This window comes from Hugonella massiliensis, from assembly GCA_001486445.1.
In the GTDB taxonomy this organism is placed as follows: domain Bacteria; phylum Actinomycetota; class Coriobacteriia; order Coriobacteriales; family Eggerthellaceae; genus Hugonella; species Hugonella massiliensis.
In genome coordinates this window covers 1-18322 of the sequence record LN908983.1, presented here as the reverse complement: position 1 = coordinate 18322, position 18322 = coordinate 1, and the positions used below count along the sequence as shown (strand labels likewise).

General features: G+C 66.2%; 16 protein-coding genes. 15 read left to right on the top strand and 1 reads right to left on the bottom strand.

Going from position 1 to position 18322, the window contains the following annotated elements; all coding sequences use genetic code 11:
* Positions 1–62 precede the first annotated feature (62 nt).
* Complete coding sequence (locus BN3270_RS00610) at positions 63–986, bottom strand: cation diffusion facilitator family transporter (RefSeq protein WP_058985188.1); 924 nt, start codon at positions 984–986, stop codon at positions 63–65.
* Positions 987–1301: 315 nt separating this feature from the next.
* On the opposite strand from BN3270_RS00610, the gene BN3270_RS00605 reads away from it, so the two are divergent.
* From BN3270_RS00605 to recQ, 15 genes are all read left to right on the top strand, one after another.
* Positions 1302–2045 (top strand): zinc ribbon domain-containing protein, encoded by a 744-nt coding sequence (locus BN3270_RS00605; RefSeq protein WP_058985187.1) that lies wholly within the window; start codon positions 1302–1304, stop codon positions 2043–2045.
* Between the two features lie 158 nt (positions 2046–2203).
* Positions 2204–3514 carry a molybdopterin-binding protein gene (locus tag BN3270_RS00600; protein WP_058985186.1) on the top strand — a complete coding sequence of 437 codons (1311 nt, stop codon included), beginning with the start codon at positions 2204–2206 and terminating at the stop codon, positions 3512–3514.
* Between the two features lie 383 nt (positions 3515–3897).
* On the top strand, positions 3898–5517 hold the full coding sequence (gene hisZ / locus BN3270_RS00595; RefSeq protein WP_058985185.1) for an ATP phosphoribosyltransferase regulatory subunit: 1620 nt from the start codon (positions 3898–3900) through the stop codon (positions 5515–5517).
* Between the two features lie 4 nt (positions 5518–5521).
* On the top strand, positions 5522–6838 hold the full coding sequence (hisD, locus tag BN3270_RS00590) for a histidinol dehydrogenase (RefSeq protein WP_058985184.1): 1317 nt from the start codon (positions 5522–5524) through the stop codon (positions 6836–6838).
* On the top strand, positions 6831–7907 hold the full coding sequence (hisC, locus tag BN3270_RS00585; RefSeq protein WP_058985183.1) for a histidinol-phosphate transaminase: 1077 nt from the start codon (positions 6831–6833) through the stop codon (positions 7905–7907). Before hisD ends, hisC begins: the two co-directional genes overlap by 8 nt.
* A gap of 2 nt (positions 7908–7909) precedes the next feature.
* Entirely contained in the window at positions 7910–8527 is a 618-nt protein-coding gene (gene hisB, locus BN3270_RS00580; RefSeq protein WP_058985182.1) for an imidazoleglycerol-phosphate dehydratase HisB, read from the top strand.
* Position 8528: 1 nt separating this feature from the next.
* Positions 8529–9179, top strand: coding sequence for an imidazole glycerol phosphate synthase subunit HisH (gene hisH / locus BN3270_RS00575; RefSeq protein ID WP_058985181.1), 651 nt, complete (start codon positions 8529–8531; stop codon positions 9177–9179).
* A gap of 43 nt (positions 9180–9222) precedes the next feature.
* On the top strand, positions 9223–9951 hold the full coding sequence (gene hisA, locus BN3270_RS00570; RefSeq protein WP_058985180.1) for a 1-(5-phosphoribosyl)-5-[(5-phosphoribosylamino)methylideneamino]imidazole-4-carboxamide isomerase: 729 nt from the start codon (positions 9223–9225) through the stop codon (positions 9949–9951).
* A gap of 52 nt (positions 9952–10003) precedes the next feature.
* On the top strand, positions 10004–10768 hold the full coding sequence (hisF, locus tag BN3270_RS00565; RefSeq protein WP_058985179.1) for an imidazole glycerol phosphate synthase subunit HisF: 765 nt from the start codon (positions 10004–10006) through the stop codon (positions 10766–10768).
* A gap of 21 nt (positions 10769–10789) precedes the next feature.
* Complete coding sequence (locus BN3270_RS00560; protein WP_058985178.1) at positions 10790–11062, top strand: hypothetical protein; 273 nt, start codon at positions 10790–10792, stop codon at positions 11060–11062.
* 219 nt (positions 11063–11281) lie between these two features.
* Positions 11282–12694 (top strand): MocR-like pyridoxine biosynthesis transcription factor PdxR, encoded by a 1413-nt coding sequence (gene pdxR / locus BN3270_RS00555; protein WP_058985177.1) that lies wholly within the window; start codon positions 11282–11284, stop codon positions 12692–12694.
* Between the two features lie 251 nt (positions 12695–12945).
* Positions 12946–14433: an aldehyde dehydrogenase family protein gene (locus BN3270_RS00550; protein WP_058985176.1), complete on the top strand. Its 1488-nt coding sequence runs from the start codon at positions 12946–12948 to the stop codon at positions 14431–14433.
* A 124-nt stretch (positions 14434–14557) separates the two neighbouring features.
* Complete coding sequence (locus BN3270_RS00545; RefSeq protein ID WP_058985175.1) at positions 14558–15775, top strand: iron-containing alcohol dehydrogenase; 1218 nt, start codon at positions 14558–14560, stop codon at positions 15773–15775.
* A gap of 225 nt (positions 15776–16000) precedes the next feature.
* The gene (gene hisI / locus BN3270_RS00540; protein ID WP_058985174.1) at positions 16001–16357 is read left to right on the top strand and encodes a phosphoribosyl-AMP cyclohydrolase; all 357 of its coding nucleotides are present in this window, start codon (positions 16001–16003) and stop codon (positions 16355–16357) included.
* Positions 16357–18285: a DNA helicase RecQ gene (recQ, locus tag BN3270_RS00535; protein WP_058985173.1), complete on the top strand. Its 1929-nt coding sequence runs from the start codon at positions 16357–16359 to the stop codon at positions 18283–18285. The genes hisI and recQ overlap by 1 nt, the downstream gene beginning before the upstream one ends.
* The last annotated feature ends 37 nt before the right edge of the window (positions 18286–18322 follow it).

Below are 18322 nucleotides of genomic sequence, written 5' to 3'. Positions count from 1 at the left end.
AGCGGTGAGCGGCACGGTGGCCCCGTGAGCGTGCGGGGTCGCGAGGAGAGGACCGCGCGCGGTTAGCGGCGCTCCTCGGGGCAGTCGGGCTCCAGGTGGACGACCACATCGGCGACCTGGGGAAACTGTGCGCGGATAGCCGCTTCCACCTGGTCGCCCACCGCATGGGCGTCGCGGATGGTCATGTCGGGGTCGACGAGCACGTGCAGGTCCATATGGACTTCGCCCTCGGTGCCGCGCGTGCGCACCTCGTGGCACTGGCGCACGTCGGGCACCTGCTCGGCGCAGGCGCGCACCTCGGCTTCGGGAAGGCGAGCCATGTCCGAAAGGGTTTCGTTGGCCTGCTGAAAGACCTCCCAGGCCGAATGCAGGATGGCCACGGCCACGATGAGCGAGCAGATGGGGTCGGCGATGGGGAAGCCGGCGAGCACGAAGACAAGGCCCACGATGACCGAAATGGTCACGAGGGCGTCGGAGGCGGTGTGCAGAGCGTCGGCGGTGAGAAGCTCGCTCGAAAGCTCGCGGCCGCGGAGCTTTTCGTAGTGCGACACACCCAGGTTCACGGCAAGGGTGCCCGCCATCACGATGAAGCTGCCCGCGTTTACCTCGATGTGCGATGTGGGGCTCGTGAAGGCGGCGTAGGCGTCGGAAAAGACGTTCCAGGCGGCCAGAAGGAGCATGATGCCGATCATGACCGAGGCGTAGGTTTCGAACTTGGTGTGCCCGTAGGGATGGTCGGTGTCGGCGGGACGGGCAGCCAGCACCATGCCCACGATCCCCACCACGTTTGACGCGGCGTCGAACATCGAGGCGATGCCGTCGGCCTTCATAGACACCGATCCGGTGAGGGCGCCGTAGAGGTACTTGGCCAGGGCGACCGCAAGGTTCAGGAACATGATGACCCAGAGGATGCGGCGGATGATGCGCCCCCGTTCTTCGGGCGAGAGGGCAGAGGAGTTGGATGAGGCGTACACGGTGGAACGCATGACGCGGCCTTTCTGTGGGCGCTTTGAGGTCGTGCGCACGTGCGTGCGAGGGGTGCGCGCCTGCGCCTCGTGCCGGCCGCTGCCCCAAAGATTAGCTCGCTAGTATAGCAGCCCCTTGCGTGCCTGCAAGTTCGCTCGATGGCGCGCGCCCCAGCGCCCTGGGCGAAGCGGATCCCGCGCGGTCGACGTCCCTGCCCCTCCTTCGTCGCAGACGACGTCCTCCATAGGGATGCGGTTACGGTTTCGCTACAGGGCGCTGGGGTGCACGCCCGTTGGTACAATGGGCCCACCGACCATTTCGATGAGAGGCAAGCCATGGGATTCTTCGACAATCTTTCCAATAGCATTTCCGACGCGATCAACCAGGGTAGCGCGGCCACCTCGCGCACGGCGCGCACCTTGAAGCTGAAGAGCAAGCTGTCGGACCTTACCCACCAGCGGGCCGATCTGGCTGCCCAGCTGGGCGCGAGTCTCTACGACGCCACCAAGGACGACCCCGCGTTCACGGCAGGCCGCGAATCGCTCTACGAGGGCATCGCCGCGGTCGACGACCAGCGTGCGGCCCTGCAAACACAGCTCACCGAAATCGAGGCCCAAGCCGAAGCTGATGCGATTGCCCGCAAGACCTACACCTGTCCCGTGTGCGGTACGCAGGTGAAGGATTCGGCGTCCTTCTGCCCGGGGTGCGGCAAGCCGGTATCCGAGATTCGCGACGAGGTGCGTCGCGCCCGCGAGGAAGAGGAGGCGGCTGCCAAGGCTGCCGCCGACGAAGCGGCTCGCGCCCTCATCTGTCCCAATTGCGGTGCTATCGTGGGCGACGACGACAAGTTCTGCCAGAGCTGCGGCAAGGCGATCGATCGCGAGGCGGCCGTCGCCAAGGGGACGCCGTCGAACCCCATTGTCGAAGACGCCCCGGCTCCGGTCGATGCGATTGTCGAGCCGGTCGACGACGATGCGCCTGCGGAAGCGCAGCCGCAACCCGCTGCCTCTGCGGACGCCAAGCCCCAGCCCGTCGTGCCGTCGGACGCCGCAGAAAGCGCTGACAAGCCGCAGGCCTAGGACCTGCGCTTACGCCGTTCGATGCGAAGGGCGGGCCTCATTTGGGGCTCGCCCTTTTTTACGTTGGAGGGCCTCGTGCCTGCTCTCTTTATTCTCAAAAGGCTACAATGCAGGAAACGGACGAAGGTGCGCCCGAAGAAGCGTAGAGGAGGTTGCCCATGCGCGACCATTCACATCATATCGAGCTGTCGCGGGAAGAGGCGGTGGCGGCGATTATCGATGCCACCCGCATTCCCGATCTCCCGCATCGTATGGAAACGGTGCCGGTGGGGCAGTCGTACGGGCGCGTGCTCGCCTGCGACGTAGCCTCACGCATCGACGTTCCCGGAGCGCTTACCTGCAACATGGACTCGATCGCCGTTCATTGGGCGGCCTTCGAGGGCCTGCCTGAAGGCGCCCTGCCCGATACGACCGACTGGGTGCGCGGCGTCGACTGGGAATTCGCCAACACGGGCGTGGCCATGCCCGAGGGGTTCGACACGGCCATCGTGATCGAGCATGTGCGCGTGTCCGAAGACGAGCAGCACGTGCTCATCGACGCGGCGCCGTCGGCCCGCTTCGCCGGCACCCGCGCCCCGGGCAGCAAGCGGAAGGCGGGCGATGTGGTGGCCTGCGCCGGCGAGGTCGTCACACCCGATGTGGCCGCCCGCGTGGCCGGCGCCAACGTGGCGAGCGTGCCGGTGGTGCGCAAGCCGCGCGTGGCTTTTATTCCCACGGGTGACGAACTCGTGGCGCCCGGGAGCGCCCACGTGCCGGCGGGCAGGAACGTCGAAACCAACAGTTTGCTCGCCCGAGGCAAGATCGAGGCCTGGGGCGGGGAATTTCTGCCCTTCGACATCGTTCCCGACGACCTGGCTCAGATCGAAGGGGCTGTGAAGCGCGCCTGCGCCATGGCCGATATCGTCGTGCTCAATGCCGGTTCGTCGAAGGGGTCGGCCGACTGGAACATCGAAGAGCTCGAGCGGATCGGCACCGTCCTCTGCCACGAGACCAACCATGGGCCGGGCCACCACTCGAGCTTCGCCGTCGTCGACGCCGCGCCCGTGGTGGGCATTTCGGGTCCGCCGGCCGGCGCTTCGTTCACGCTCGACTTCTACCTTCTGCCCCTTATGCGCCGTTGGGCGGGGCTCGAACCGGTGGCGCCTAAGGTGCCGGCTCGGCTGACGGCTGACCTTCCCGCCCGTGGGCCCCACGGCGCGAAGGGTGCCCACGCGCCGGCAGGCGAGGACCGTCCCCGCATGGCGACTGCGCCGGGTGCGTCTTTCTTCGGCATCCGCTTTCTGAACGTGACCGCTGCGTCCGATGGCACGCTTATGGCAACACCGGTGGTCGGACGTCCCGGCTCGATGGAAGCGGAGCGCGCCAACGCCTTCTTCATGTGTCCGACCGGCGGCGGGGCAGAGCCGCCCAAGGCTGGCGATACGATCGAGATCGAGTTTCGCAACCCGGGCCTCGCCGCGCCGTTCTAGCCGCGCCCGCGCCGCATCCCCCGGGTGCGGCGCAGACGTTCCGCCCGCAGGTTGCAACCGGTTGCTCGATGTCACGGTGGGACGACGCCCTCCGTCCCCGTCGTCTCTCGGTGGGACGACGCCCTCCGTCCCCGTCGTCTCCCTCGGTGGGACGACGCCCTCCGTCCCCGTCGTCTCTCCGCCCGCTACTCCACGCTGCGCTAGTCGTGAGGTTATCGTGCGCCCGAGTGCTTTAGCGCTCTACCGTGCTAAAGTCCTAAAGGCAGCAGAACAGAGCACGTGCGCAAATCGCCAGGTCGGACATGGTTTCTCCACGTCGACCCCAGAGCGCGCCGCCCGTTCGTTCTATACTAGCGGGACACAGAAAAAGGGAAGGACGCGATATGAATTTCGTGACGCCTGCGGGCTTCAGGGACGTCATGCCACAGGAAGCGCTTCAACGCGAGCAGATTGTCCGCCGCGTGCAGGAGCTCTTCGCCCACCATGGCTACGCCCCCATCGAAACGCCCACGCTCGAGCGCTTGGACGTGATGGAAACCGCCGGCCACGTGCCCGACGCTCCCTTCAAGCTCTTCGATGCGGCCGGCGACCTGCTCGCTCTGCGTCCCGACGTCACGATGCAGGTGGCCCGCCTGTGCGCTACCCGCCTGCGCGGCCAGAAAGGCCCCTTCAAATTCCGTTACACCCAGCGCGTCTTCCGTGAGTCCGACGCCCGGGCCGCCTCCCGCGAGCTCACCCAGATCGGCCTTGAAAGCATCGGGCCCGAAGGCCCCGAAGCCGACGCCGAAGTCGTGGGCCTCTTCGCCGAAGCCCTGCGCACGGCCGGGCTTGAAAGCTTCAAGATCGCGATCGGCACGGTGGGCGTCCTGCGGGCCCTGCTCGAAACCTGTCCCGCCGACGGTGACTGGAAGAACGAGGTCCTCGCCGCCTACCATGCTTCCGACTTCCTGCGTCTCGACGAGCTCTGCAGCGAGCCGGCCATCCCCACGGCCTTCGCCCGCGCCATCGCCGCGCTGCCCTATATCCGCGGTGGGGAAGAGGCCATCCAGCAGGCGCGCGACCTGGCCGATCCGCTGGGGTGCGGCCGCGGCCTGGGCGATTTGCAGGCCACCTACCGAAAGCTCTGCGACGAGGGCTTCGCCGACAACCTGCTCGTCGACTTCAGCATCATGAGCTCCTTCGACTACTATACGGGCATCGTTTTCGAGGCCTTCGCACCCGACGCGGGCGCCTCGCTCGGCTCGGGCGGCCGCTACGACGGCATGCTCGCCGCCTACGACGGGGCCCGTCGCCCGGCCGCCGGCTTCGCCTTCTACCTGGAACAGGTCATGGCGGCGCTCGCCAAGGGCGCGCCGGCGCAACGCCCCCTGCGCATCGCGGTCCCCAAGGGATCGCTCAACGCCGACACGATTCGCGTCCTTTCGGAAGCGGGTCTCGACACGACCGGTCTCGACGACCCGGGTCGCAAGCTCATCATTTCGAACCCGGGCGTCGACTTCGTCATCGTCCGTCCCACCGACGCGCCCGTCTTCACGGCCCTCGGCGGCTGCGACTGCGGCATCTGCGGCAAAGACAGCATCGTCGAAGCAGACGCCGACTTGGTCGAGCTCGTCGATTTGAAATACGGCGGCTGCCGCTTCGTCGTGGCCCAGCCCGAGGGCGCCACTCCGGCGGTCGAAGAGCGCTACCGCAAACTGGGATCGATCCGCGTCACCACCAAGTACCCGCGGATCACCAAGGCCTACTTCGACAAGATCGGCATGCAGGTCGACATCATCAAGCTGCACGGCAACATCGAGCTCGGCCCTCTCATCGGTCTGTCGGAGCGCATCGTCGACATCACCGCGACAGGCACGACCCTGCGCGAGAACAATCTGGAAGTGGTCGACGAGGTCATGCCCTCGACGGCCCGCTTCTTCGCCAACCCCTGCGCGTTCCGCACCGACGAACGCGTGGTCAAGCTGGCCCAAACCCTGAAATCGAACGTTAACGGCAAGGAGTAGAAACATGCGTCGCGTCATTCTTTCCCAAGGCGAAACCTTCAGCAACGATCACCTGCAGCGCACGAGCGCCTTCAACGCGGGCGCCCTCGAAGCGGCCACCAAGATCGTGGCCCGTGTGCGCGAGGAAGGCGACGCCGCCCTGCGCGATCTGACCGCCCAATTCGACGGCGTGGAAATCGAGGACTTCCGCGTGAGCCAGGAGGCCATCGACGCCGCCATCGCCCAGATCGACCCGCACCTGCAGAAATCGCTTGCCCAGGCCGCCCGCCAGATTCGTGAGTTCCACGAGCGCCAGAAGCAGCAGAGCTGGTTTTCGGTGCGCGCCGACGGGGCTCTGGTGGGCAGCAAGGTCGAACCGATCGAAGCGGTGGGCATCTACGCCCCGGGCGGCCGCGCCCTCTACCCCTCGACCGTGCTGATGAACGCCATTCCGGCGCACGTGGCCGGCGTGTCGCGCATCGCCTTGTGCACCCCGCCCACCAAGGACGGCAGCCTCGACCCGGCCGTGCTCGAAGCGGCGCGCCTGGCGGGCATCACCGAAATCTACACGGTAGGCGGCGCCCAGGCCATCGCCGCCCTCGCTTACGGCACCGAATCGATCGCCCCGGTGTCGAAGATCACCGGCCCGGGCAACGCCTTCGTCGCGGCCGCCAAGAAGATCGTCTCGGGTGACGTGGGCATCGACATGATCGCCGGCCCCTCCGAGGTCTGCGTCGTCGCCGACGCAACCGCCGACCCCAAGATGGTCGCGATCGACCTCATGGCCCAGGCCGAGCACGACCCTCTGGCCAGCTGCTACCTGGTGACCTTCAGCGCCTCCTACGCCGACGAAGTGGAAGCCCACATCGCCGCCCATATGAAGCGCTCGAAGCGCGCCGAAATCACGACCGCCTCCCTGGAGCACGGTCTCATCGTCGTCGTGCCCGATATGGCTGCCGCCATGGACGCCGTGAACGTGATCGCCCCCGAGCACCTGGAGCTCCACATCGCCGACGCCATGTCCCAGCTGGGCGCGGTGCGCAACGCCGGCGCGATTTTCCTGGGCGAATGGACCCCGGAAGCCGTGGGCGACTACGTGGCCGGCCCCAACCACACCCTGCCGACCGGCGGCACGGCTCGGTTCTCGAGCCCGCTTTCGGTGGACGACTTCATCAAGAAGTCGAGCGTCATCCAGTACACGCCCGCCGCGCTCGCGCACGACGGCGAGGCCATCGTGGCGATCGCCGACCGTGAGGGCCTGTGGAGCCACGCCGAAAGCGTGCGTCTGCGCCTTGCCGAATTGCCTGACAGCGTGAAGATCCAGGAACCGGAAGATGAGTAGCCTGCGCGCCAATCCTCTGATCGACGGCCTCGAGCCCTACGATCCCAAATACCTGCCGGCTCGCGTGATGATTTCGGCCAACGAGAACACCACCGACGTGCCGGCCGAGGTGCGTGCGGCGGTGCTCGCGCGCCTGGCCGATCTGCCCTTCAACCGCTATCCCGACCCGCTGGCCAACGACCTGCGCGATGCCCTCGCCCACACCTGGGGGCTTGAGCGCGGCAACGTGATCATGGGCAACGGCGGCGACGAGCTGCTGTTCAACCTGGCGCTCGCCTTCGGCGGAGAAGGCAACGCCCTGCTCAACGTGCCGCCCACTTTTTCGGTGTACGAAAACAACGCGCAGCTCACCGGTACCGCGGTCGTCAACGTGCCGCGTCGCGCAGACTTCTCGATCGACGAAGACGCCGTGATCGCGCGCGCGTCCCAGGGCGACGTAGGGCTCGTCATCATCACGAGCCCCAACAACCCCACGGGCACCCTGGCCGGACGCGCCTTCGTCGAGCGCCTGCTTGATGCCACGCGCGCGGTCGTCCTGGTCGACGAGGCCTACAGCGAGTTCGCCGCCCCCGGCTCGAGCGTGGCCGACATGGTGCCCGCCCACGACAACCTCGTGGTCCTGCGCACCTTTTCCAAGGCCTATGCCTTAGCGGGTGTGCGGATGGGCTATCTGCTTACGTCGCCGGCGGTCGTTTCCGAACTCACCAAGGTGCGCCAGCCCTATTCGGTCGACGCGGTCTCGCAGGCCATCGCGCTCGAAGTGGTCGAGCACAAAGAGGCCTTCGTCCCGGTCATCGACCGCATCAAGGCCCAGCGGGCGGTGCTCTTCGAGGGGATCAACGCCCTGTCCGGTGCCACGGCCTACCCGAGCGAGGCCAATTTCCTGCTGGTGAAGATCGACGATGCGATCCACGCGGGGGTGGTGTGGCAGCGCCTCTTCGATGCCGGCGTGCTTGTGCGCGACTTCAGCCGCGGGGCCCTCACGCGCAACTGCCTGCGCGTGAGCGTGGGCACGCCCGAAGAGAACGCCGTCTTCCTTTCCGCATTCGCCGACGCTCTGAAAGGATAGCCATGGAAGCCCAAGCCTTCGCAATCGATGGCGAGCGCACCGCCCGCGTCACGCGCACGACCAAGGAAACCGACATCCAGATCGCGATCAACCTCGACGGGGCGGGGCGCACCCGCATCGACACGGGCGTGCCCTTCTTCGACCACATGCTCGACGCCTTCGGCCGCCATGGCCTGTTCGACCTCGACGTGCGCGCCGTGGGCGACCTCGCGGTCGATGCCCACCATACGGTGGAGGACACGGGCATCGTCCTTGGCCAGGCAGTCGCCCAGGCCCTGGGCGACAAGCGCGGCATCGTGCGCTTCGGAACCTCTTTCGTCCCCATGGACGAAACCCTCGTGCAGGCCTCGCTCGACATTTCGGGCCGCGGCCAGCTCCACTACGCGGTCGACGTGCCCCTGCAGATGCTCGGCACCTTCGACACGTCGCTTGCCAAGGAATTCTTCATCGCGTTCGCGACCAACGCGGGCATCACCCTGCATGTGCGCGAGCTCACGGGCGAGAACGCCCACCATATCGTGGAAGCCACCTTCAAGGCGGTGGGGCGCGCCCTCTGCGATGCCACGCGCGTGAACCCCCGCATCGCCGGCGAGCTCCCCTCGACGAAAGGCGCGCTGTAACATGGCCGAAGCAAAGATCGCGGTAGTCGACTACTGCAAAGGGAACCTGAAAAGCGTCGAGCGCGGCCTGCGCTTCGTGGGTGGCGCGGGCGCCTCCATCACGGCCGATCCGGCGGATATCGCCGCCGCCGACGCAATCGTTCTGCCGGGCGTGGGCGCCTTCGCCGACGCCAGCCGCTTCATGCAGGACAGCGGCCAGATGGACGTGGTGCGCGACAAGATTCACGCGGGCACGCCCTTCTTGGGCATCTGCCTGGGAGAACATCTGCTCTTCACCGAAGGCGTGGAAGGGGCGCCCGAAGGCGAGCCGGCCGTCGGCCTGGGCATCGTGCCGGGCGTGGTCGACCGCATGCCGCGCCACGATGCCACGGGCGCGCGCTACAAGGTGCCCCACGTGGGTTGGAACACGGTCGACCAGGTGGAAGGCTGCGATACGCCCCTGCTCGCCGGCATTCCCAACCACGAGTACTTCTACTTCACCCATAGCTACATCGCCCCGGTCAACCCCTGCACCCAGGCCACGACCACCCATGCGGCCACCTTCCCCTGTCTGATCGATTGGCATCACACGGCCTTCGGCGTGCAGTTCCATCCCGAAAAATCCTCCGACGCCGGTATGACGGTGCTCGAGAACTTCCTCGCGCTCATCTAGCGCACGGCCGCGACCCTCGCGCACAAGCAAGAAAGGCACTCATATGGACCTGCTTCCCGCAATCGACATCCTCGACGGCAAGGCGGTGCGCCTGGCAAAGGGCGACTACGCGCGCGTGACGGTGTACAACGACAGCCCCGTCGACCAGGCCAAGGAATTCGAGCAGAAGGGCGCCCGCTGGATTCACGTGGTCGACCTCAACGGCGCCCGGTCGGGGTCGCCGGAAAATATCGATCTCGTCGAGAAGATCGTCGCGCAGACCTCCCTTTCGGTGGAAGTAGGCGGCGGCGTGCGCGCCATCGACACGATTGCCCGTCTCGTCGATGCGGGCGCGGCCCGCGTGGTGCTGGGAACCAAGCTCGTGACCGACAAGGAATTCGCCCAGGCGGCCCTCGAAGACTTCGGCGGTGCCCTTACCGCCGGCATCGACGCCAAGGGCGGGGAAGTGGCCATCGAAGGCTGGCGCGAAGGCGCGGGTGTCCCCGCGGCCGACCTGGTGCGCGAGATGGCGGCCATGGGCTATGGCCACCTGGTCTTCACCGACATCGCCCGCGACGGCATGCAGACCGGCATCGACGTGGCGGCCTACGAGCGTATCGCCGCCGCCTTCGGTCATCCGGTCATCGCTAGCGGCGGCGTGGCCACGATCGACGACGTGCGGGCCTTGGGCGCTGTGGCCGCTTCGATCGAGGGCGTGATAACCGGCCGTGCCGTCTACGAGGGCACGCTCGATCTGGAAGCCGCGCTCGTCCTGTGCGCACGCCTGTCGTGAGTCAAGAGGTCTAGCCTCCCTGACTCATCCGAAACGAAAAAGGAGCTCATCAATGCTTGCAAAACGCGTGATACCCTGCCTCGACGTGAAAGACGGGCGCGTGGTGAAGGGCGTCAACTTCGTGAACCTGCGTGACGCGGGCGACCCGATCGAGCTTGCCTGCCGCTACGACGAGCAGAAGGCCGACGAGGTCGTCTTTCTTGACATTACGGCCACGCATGAAGGCCGCAAGACCACGGTCGACATGGCGGCGCGCGCCAGCGAGCAGCTCCACCTGCCCTACTGCGTGGGCGGCGGCTTCCGTACGGTCGACGACATTCGCACGATGATCGCCGCCGGCGCCGACAAGGTGTCGGTGAACTCGGCCGCCGTCGACGACCCCTCGATCATCACGCGGGCGGCCGAGGCCTTCGGCAGCCAGGCCATCTTGTGCGCGATCGACGCCAAGCAGGCGCCGGGCAACCCCAACAAGTGGGAGGTCTACGTGCACGGCGGCCGTCAGAACACCCATATCGACGCCGTGGAATGGGCGGTCGAAGTGGCCAAGCGCGGCGCCGGCGAGATCCTGCTCACGAGCATGGACCGCGATGGCAGCAAGGACGGCTTCGACATCCCGCTCACGCGCGCGGTGGCCCGTGCCGTGGAAATCCCCGTCATCGCGAGTGGCGGCGTGGGCACGCTCGAGCATTTTGCGGAAGGCATCGTCGACGGCGAAGCGGACGCCGTGCTCGCGGCGAGCGTCTTCCATTTCGGCACGTTCACGGTGCGCCAGGTGAAGGAATACATGCGCGACCAGGGCATTCCCGTGCGCCTGTAGCGATCGGGCGAAGGAGGGCGCATGTACGTTTCGGACCATCAGAGCGTGGCCGTGGTGTGGCATGACCGCTGCATCGGCAAGTTGGCCTGCAAATGGGTCACGCTGCCGGGCGCCAAGGGCGTGAAGCTGCAGACGTGGGAGGGTACGGTGCTCAACGTGCCCATGAAGGTCCCGTCGCTGGTGGAGGCCGACGTGCGCATTCGCGTGATCATGGCCAACCATGGGATAACCGGCTACCGTTTCGAGAACGGCGACGCCTACCGCAACATCACGATTCCGCCGACCAAGGGCTAGCAGCCGAGGGGACCGAAGGGCCAAGGTGGCGTCGTCGGTCGGGAAGGCGCTGCGTATACGGCCGCTTGCCAGGGGCAGGCGGCCTTTCTTGTGGGGAAAACCCTCCCTTGCGCCTGCAGGGGGCCTTCTTCGATGCTTTGCAGCAAAAATACAAGTCAATCGACCCGAAACACTCGTTATATTTGTTTATAAAATAACAGGTCGATTGAAGGGTTCCTCATGCGCTCTTACGATATGGACCAACGCGGCCGCTACCCCAAATACGAGTACCTCTACCGCTGCCTGCGCGACGACATCCGATCGGGCGCCATCGCCGCCGACGCCCGCCTGCCGTCCAAGCGCGACATGGCGCGTGAGATGGGCGTGAGCGTGAGCACGGTTGAACACGCTCTCGACCTTTTGGTGAGCGAAGGCTACCTGCAGCCGCGGCCGGGCAGCGGCTACTACGTCCTCCCTGTGCGCACGGGCTCTGCGCCCAGCGTCGATGCGCCGCGTGCGCCCGATGGGACCCCGCCCGTCTTCGACGCCAAGGCCAACCGCATGGGCGTCCAGCTTTTTCCCGCGACCACCTGGATTCGTTGCATGCGCCGCGTCCTTTCGGCCCAGGATCCCGAGCTCTTCGAAACGGTGCCCCTGCCCGGGCTCTACCAGCTGCGTTGCGCGATCGCCGACCACCTCTTCGAAACGCGCGGCATGGTCGTCGATCCCGCCCATGTCGTGGTGGGTGCCGGCACCGAATTCCTCTACGGGCGCCTCATCCGCATGCTCGGCGATCGGCCCCACATCGCCACGGCCGACCTCTACACGCGCAATCTCGTGCAGCTCGCGCGGGCAAGCGGCGCCATCTGGTCGTTCGTCCACACCGATTCCCACGGGATGCGCACCGACGAGGTCGAGGGCACCGGCGCGAGCGTCGTGCACGTGTCGCCGGCCAATCTCTTCCCGGTGGGCGCCGTGCTGCCGCAGAGCCGTCGCGAAGAGCTCCTCTCGTGGGTGCATGCCAAGCCTCGGCGCCTCATCGTCGAAGACGACTACGACAGCGAGCTGCGCTATACGGGCCGGTCGGCGCCCACCTTGTTCGCCCAGGACACGATGGACAAGGTGGTCTACATGAACACCTTTTCCAAGACCCTCGTGCCTTCGGTGCGCATTTCCTATATGGTCCTGCCGCCCGAATTGGCTGCTATCTACCAGCATCAGGTGGGCTTTTATTCCTGCACGGTGTCGAGTTTCGAGCAGGCGGCGCTTGCCGAGTTCATGACGCGCGGCCATTTCCGCCGGCACGTGCGGCAACTGCGCCGCTACTACCGCGCGCAGCGCGACGCCTTCGTCGAAGCGATCGCGGCGTCGCACCTGTCCCGCATCGTCGAGATCAGGCCCCTTTTGGTGGGCACCCATATGGTGCTTTCGGTCGACACGCGCAAGAGCGACGACGAGGTCATGGAAGCCGCGCGGGCCCGCCATCTTCAGCTCGACATGCTCTCGTCGCACGTGGCGCGCCCTACGGTCGATCGGGCCCATTACGTGATCTTGAACATCGCGAGCGTCGAGCGCGAGCGCATCCCGGGCATCGTGTCCCTGCTCGAAGACGTCTTCGGCGACGACGTGGCCCGGGCCGAGGCGCGCGGCTAGGCGGGGCCCGCGTGCGCCCGACGGATTCCCCTCTCGGGCGCGCGCATGCCGCCTGTGCCACACCCCCGGGGTGTGGCACAGGCGACGGATTCCCGGGACATCCCTCAACTTCGGGTAAATGGGGTCGATTAAGGCCGAATTGACCTGAAAAAAAAGTTATGAATCGGCCCTGTGTCCTTCCGAAGCGAAATCCTATCGTGCCAACCAACAGTCAAGGCGCCGTGCAGGCGCCGCACGAGAAAGGATTACGCATGGCAGATGTCCAGCTGAAAGACACCTACGGTCTCTACATCAACGGGGAATTCCGCCCCGCTTCCGACGGAGCCACCTTCACCACCGTCAACCCCGCCAACGGCCAGGCGCTCGCCCAATGCGCCGAGGCCACCAAGGAAGACGTCGACGCGGCCGTCGACGCCGCCTGGGCCGCCTACCCGGCATGGAAGGCCGTCGAGCCCATCGAGCGCGCCAACATCCTGCTCAAGATCGCCGACATCATCGACGACAACGCCGACCTGCTCGCTACGGTCGAAACCATGGACAACGGCAAGCCGATCCGCGAGACCAAGGCAATCGATGTGCCCTTCTCCTCCGACCACTTCCGCTACTTCGCGGGCGTCTTGCGCTCCGAGGAAGGCTCTGCGTCGGTCCTCGACGGCGGCTTCCTCAGCCTGATCCTACGCGAGCCGATCGGCGTCGTGGGCCAGATCGTCCCCTGGAACTTCCCCTTCCTCATGGGCGCCTGGAAGCTTGCCCCGGCCCTGGCCGCCGGCGACTGCGTCGTCATCAAGTCCTCGTCGTCGACCCCGCTGTCGCTGCTCGTGCTTATGGAGCTCATCGGCGACGTTCTGCCGGCCGGCGTCGTGAACGTCATCACCGGCAAGGGCTCGCGCTCGGGCCAGTGGATCCTCGACCACCCCGGCTTCCGCAAGCTCGCCTTCACCGGCTCCACCGAAGTGGGTTTGAACGTCGCCAAGGCGGCCGCCGACCGCTTGATCCCGGCCACGCTCGAGCTGGGCGGCAAGAGCGCCAACATCTTCTTCGATGACTGCAACTTCGAGCAGGCCATCGACGGCCTGCAGCTGGGCATCTTGTTCAACCAGGGCCAGGTCTGCTGTGCAGGCTCCCGCGTCTTCGTGCAGGAAGGCATCTACGACAAGTTCGTGGCGGCAGCCGTCGACCAGTTCAACAAGGTCAAGATCGGCGACCCCCTCGACCCCGAAACCCAGCTGGGCGCCCAGATCAACCCGGCTCAGGCAAGGAAGGTCCAGTCCTACATCGATATCGCCCGCGAAGAGGGCGCCACGATTCTCTGCGGCGGCGAGCCCTACACCGAAGGCGATTGCGCCAAGGGCGTCTTCTACAAGCCCACGCTCATCGCCGATGCCACCAACCAGATGCGCTGCGCCCGCGAAGAGATCTTCGGGCCGGTGGCTGTCATCATCAAGTTCAAGACCGAAGATGAGGTCATCGCGATGGCCAACGATTCCGTCTACGGCCTGGGCGGTGCCGTGTGGACCGAAAACCTCAACCGCGCGATCCGCGTGTCCCGCGCCATCGAAACGGGCCGCATGTGGATCAACACCTACAACCAGATTCCGGCGGGCGCCCCGTTCGGCGGCTATAAGGAATCGGGCATCGGCCGCGAGACCCACAAGGCGATTCTCAACGCCTACACCCAGACCAAGAACATCATGATCAACCTCAACGAGGCCCCGTCCGGCTTCTATCCCGAAAAATAGGGGCGGCGCGCTTCTCAAGCGCCTCGCGCACCACGTTCCCATACGTCACCGAGGGGCGGCCGGACGCCGCCCCTTTTGATCCCGCATCGGCTACGACGGCCGCAGGGCCAAAGGAGGAAACGGCATGCAGCAGTACACCAACCCCCGATTCATCTACCATGGCGAGCAGGCGCTCGACGCGCTCAAGACCCTCGAGGGCAAACGGGCCTTCGTCTGCATTGGCGGCGGGTCCCTGAAGCGCAGCGGCTTCTACGACGTCATCGAAGGCAACCTGAAAGAGGCCGGATTCGATATCTGCCTCTTCGAGGGCATCGAAAGCGATCCGTCGGTCGAAACGGTGAACGCGGGCGCCGCGGCTATGGCCGAATTCCAACCCGACTGGATCATCGCGATCGGCGGCGGATCGCCGATCGACGCGGCCAAGGCCATGTGGGTCAAGTACGAGCATCCCGACATCACCTTTGAGCAGATGACAACGCCCTTCGGTCTGCCCAAGATGCGCACCAAGGCCCGGTTCTGCGCCGTGTCCACCACGTCGGGCACCGGCACCGAGGTCACGGCCTTCGCGGTAATCACCGACTACGAAAAGGGCATCAAGTACCCCATGGCCGACTTCGAGATCACGCCCGACGTGGCCATCGTCGATCCGCTGCTCGTATCGCGCCTGCCCACCGGGCTCGTGGCTTTCACGGGCATGGACGCCCTCACGCACGCGATCGAATCGTACGTGTCGACGGCTCACAGCCCCTACACCGACGCCATGGCCCTGCATGCGATCCGCATGATCCAGGCCAATCTGGTGCAGTCCTACTCCGGCGATCAGAAGGCGCGCGCGGCCATGCACGACGCGCAGAACCTGGCCGGCCAGGCCTTCTCGAGCGGGCTCTTGGGCATCGTGCATTCCATGGCCCACAAGACGGGCGCCGCCTTCGAAGGCGGCCACATCGTCCACGGCTGCGCCAACGCCATGTACCTGCCCAAGGTCATCCGCTTCAACGCGGGCTTCGGGGAAACGGCCGACCGCTTCGCCGATATCGCCGACGTGCTGGGCTTCGGCGGCCCCACGCGCGACGACAAGGTCGCGCACCTGATCGATTGGGTCCGCTGGCTCAACGACCAGATGAACATCCCGCAGGCCATCCAAAGCTACGGGCCCAAGGGAAAGAAGGTCGAAGCGGGGCAGGGCATCGTTCCCGAAAGCGAGTTCAAGCAGAAGCTGCCCGCAATCGCGGCCAATGCCCTTGGCGACGCCTGCACCGGGGCGAACCCGCGCCCCGTCGACCAGCGTCAGATGGAGAAGCTGCTCATCGCCTGCTACTACGACCTGCCCGTCCGCTTCTAGCGAAAGCGCGCTCCTCTTGAGCCGCGCCTGTGAGAGAGCGGCCGCCTTATTGCACCCGTATGCCACCTCCCTCGATCGCGCCTGCCGTCCATCCTGCGGCAGGCGCATTTTTGTGGGCGCTTGCACAGGCCGGCATGCCGCCCGGTGCCGACGGGTAGAATGGACCCATCGACAAGGGCGCGCACGGCGGGGCGTGCCCCCGCTGGAAAGAAAGGATCGGAAGGTATGGCGCGAGAAGGCGGACGGCTTGACGTCGAGAACCTGACCTACAACGAGGCGGGACTCATCCCCTGCATCGTGCAGGACGCAGATACGGGTCGCGTGCTCATGATGGCCTGGATGAACGCCGACACGGTGCAGCGCACGCTCGACGAGCGGACCACCTGGTTCTGGTCGCGCAGTCGCCAGAAGCTCTGGCACAAGGGCGAGGAATCGGGCAACGTGCAGGAGCTTGTCGACCTGCGCTACGACTGCGACGGCGACACCCTGCTCGCCCTGGTGCGGCCCGCAGGCCCGGCTTGCCACACGGGCCACGCGAGCTGCTTCTACCGCAGCTTCGAGATGGGGGAGGTTGCCGACTAGTGGCTGCCGAACCCGCCTTTGGCGCGTCCGGCGCCCTCGATCCCCGCGCGGTTCTCAAACGCTGCTTCGGCTACGAATCCTTCCGTCCCAACCAGGAGCAGATCGTCGACGCCCTGATCGACGGTCGCGACGTGCTCGCCGTGATGCCCACGGGCGCGGGCAAATCGGTCTGCTATCAGGTACCGGCCCTCTGTCTGGCCGAACGCGCCAAAGCCCAAGGCAAGGTGGGCTTCACACTGGTGGTGTCGCCGCTCATCTCCCTTATGGCCGATCAGGTGCGGTCCTTAAACGCCGCCGGCATCAGCGCCGCTTTCGTCAACAGCTCCCTTTCTCCCTTCGAGCAGAACGCCGCCCTCGAAGGGGCCGCTCGCGGCGACTACGTCCTGCTCTATGTGGCGCCCGAGCGGCTGGAGACCCCGCAGTTCGCCCAGTTCTGCGCCGCGTGCCCGCCTGCCATGGTCGCGGTCGACGAAGCCCATTGCATTTCCCAATGGGGCCAGGACTTTCGTCCCAGCTACACCCATATCAGCGCCTTTGTGGAAAGCCTGCCTGCCCGGCCCGTGCTTTGCGCCTTCACGGCCACGGCGACCAAGGCGGTGCGGGCCGACATCGCCCGCGCGCTCAATCTGCGCGACCCCCTGCGCGTCACGGCGAGCTTCGATCGGCCCAACCTCCACTTCGCGGTGCGGCGGGCGACGTCGGGCGGTGCCAAGGGAAAAGACGCGCAGCTCGTGGGCATCTGCCGGGCGCATGCGGGGCAGAGCGGCATCGTCTACTGCACGAGCCGCCGCGCCGTCGAAGAGGTGTGCGACAAGCTGCAGGACGAGGGCTTTGCGGCCACGCGCTACCATGCGGGGCTTCGCTCTGAAGAGCGGGCGGCCAACCAAGACGACTTCGTCTACGATCGGGCGCAGATCATCGTGGCCACCAACGCCTTCGGCATGGGCATCGACAAGAGTAACGTGAGTTTCGTGGTGCACTACAACATGCCGCTCGACCTGGAAAGCTACTATCAGGAAGCGGGACGCGCCGGCCGTGACGGCGAACCGGCCGAATGCATTCTGCTCTATGCGCCCAAAGACGTGCATACCTGCGAGTTTCTGCTGAACAGAAGCTTCGACGAGGCGACCGACCTCGACGGGCCCCTGCGCGAAGAGCTGCGGGCGCGGGCCAAGGACCGGCTGAAGATGATGACCTTCTACAGCACGACGACCGACTGTCTGCGCCAGTTCATCCTGCGCTATTTCGATGAGGCGGCGCCGGCCTTCTGCGGCAATTGCAGCAACTGCGAGACCAACTTCACCACTCAGGACGTCACGCTCGAGGCACAGAAGATCATCAGCTGCGTGGCGCGTCTGGCCCAGCGCGGGCGCAGCGTGGGGCGGTCGACGATCGTCGATATCCTGCGCGGGTCGAAGGCGGAAAAGATTCGTTTGTCCGGCTACGACAGCCTGTCGACCTACGGCATCATGGCCGACGATTCCACCAAGCACGTGCGGGCGGTGCTCGACGGGCTTGTGGAAAAGGGGATTCTCGACGTCGATCGGGGTGCCTATCCCGTGGTGGTCTACACGCAGGAGGCGGCCGATTTCCTGCACCTGCACCAGTCGTTTGCGCTCAAGTTGCCCCAGCCCGAGGCGCCGGCGGCCGCCCGGGCAGGGGCCGGCACCCAAGCGCCGCCCGACCCCACCTTGTTCGGCACGCTCAAGGAGCTGCGGGCCAAGCTTGCAGCGGAAGCCAACATCCCCGCCTACATGGTGTTTTCCAACCATACGCTGCACGACATGTGCCGGCTGAAGCCGAAGACGCACGAAGAGTTCCTGCAGGTGTCGGGCGTGGGTGCGGCCAAGGACGAGCGCTGGGGCGAGGCCTTACTCGCGGCGTCGACCAGGGGGATGAGGGGCCGCCGGGGCGGCAGACGCCTCTGATCCACATCTTGCTGTTACACAGCGACGCGCGCCGGCT

Excerpts from the sequence above, each read along its gene's own strand:
- hisD (WP_058985184.1), top strand. The coding sequence starts at position 5,522 with ATGCGTCGCGTCATTCTTTCCCAAGGCGAAACCTTCAGCAACGATCAC.
- BN3270_RS00560 (WP_058985178.1), top strand. The coding sequence starts at position 10,790 with ATGTACGTTTCGGACCATCAGAGCGTGGCCGTGGTGTGGCATGACCGC.
- BN3270_RS00550 (WP_058985176.1), top strand. The coding sequence starts at position 12,946 with ATGGCAGATGTCCAGCTGAAAGACACCTACGGTCTCTACATCAACGGG.
- BN3270_RS00610 (WP_058985188.1), bottom strand. The coding sequence starts at position 986 with ATGCGTTCCACCGTGTACGCCTCATCCAACTCCTCTGCCCTCTCGCCC.
- hisI (WP_058985174.1), top strand. The coding sequence starts at position 16,001 with ATGGCGCGAGAAGGCGGACGGCTTGACGTCGAGAACCTGACCTACAAC.
- hisA (WP_058985180.1), top strand. The coding sequence starts at position 9,223 with ATGGACCTGCTTCCCGCAATCGACATCCTCGACGGCAAGGCGGTGCGC.
- hisZ (WP_058985185.1), top strand. The coding sequence starts at position 3,898 with ATGAATTTCGTGACGCCTGCGGGCTTCAGGGACGTCATGCCACAGGAA.
- BN3270_RS00600 (WP_058985186.1), top strand. The coding sequence starts at position 2,204 with ATGCGCGACCATTCACATCATATCGAGCTGTCGCGGGAAGAGGCGGTG.
- hisF (WP_058985179.1), top strand. The coding sequence starts at position 10,004 with ATGCTTGCAAAACGCGTGATACCCTGCCTCGACGTGAAAGACGGGCGC.
- BN3270_RS00605 (WP_058985187.1), top strand. The coding sequence starts at position 1,302 with ATGGGATTCTTCGACAATCTTTCCAATAGCATTTCCGACGCGATCAAC.
- hisH (WP_058985181.1), top strand. The coding sequence starts at position 8,529 with ATGGCCGAAGCAAAGATCGCGGTAGTCGACTACTGCAAAGGGAACCTG.
- BN3270_RS00545 (WP_058985175.1), top strand. The coding sequence starts at position 14,558 with ATGCAGCAGTACACCAACCCCCGATTCATCTACCATGGCGAGCAGGCG.
- hisB (WP_058985182.1), top strand. The coding sequence starts at position 7,910 with ATGGAAGCCCAAGCCTTCGCAATCGATGGCGAGCGCACCGCCCGCGTC.
- pdxR (WP_058985177.1), top strand. The coding sequence starts at position 11,282 with ATGCGCTCTTACGATATGGACCAACGCGGCCGCTACCCCAAATACGAG.
- hisC (WP_058985183.1), top strand. The coding sequence starts at position 6,831 with ATGAGTAGCCTGCGCGCCAATCCTCTGATCGACGGCCTCGAGCCCTAC.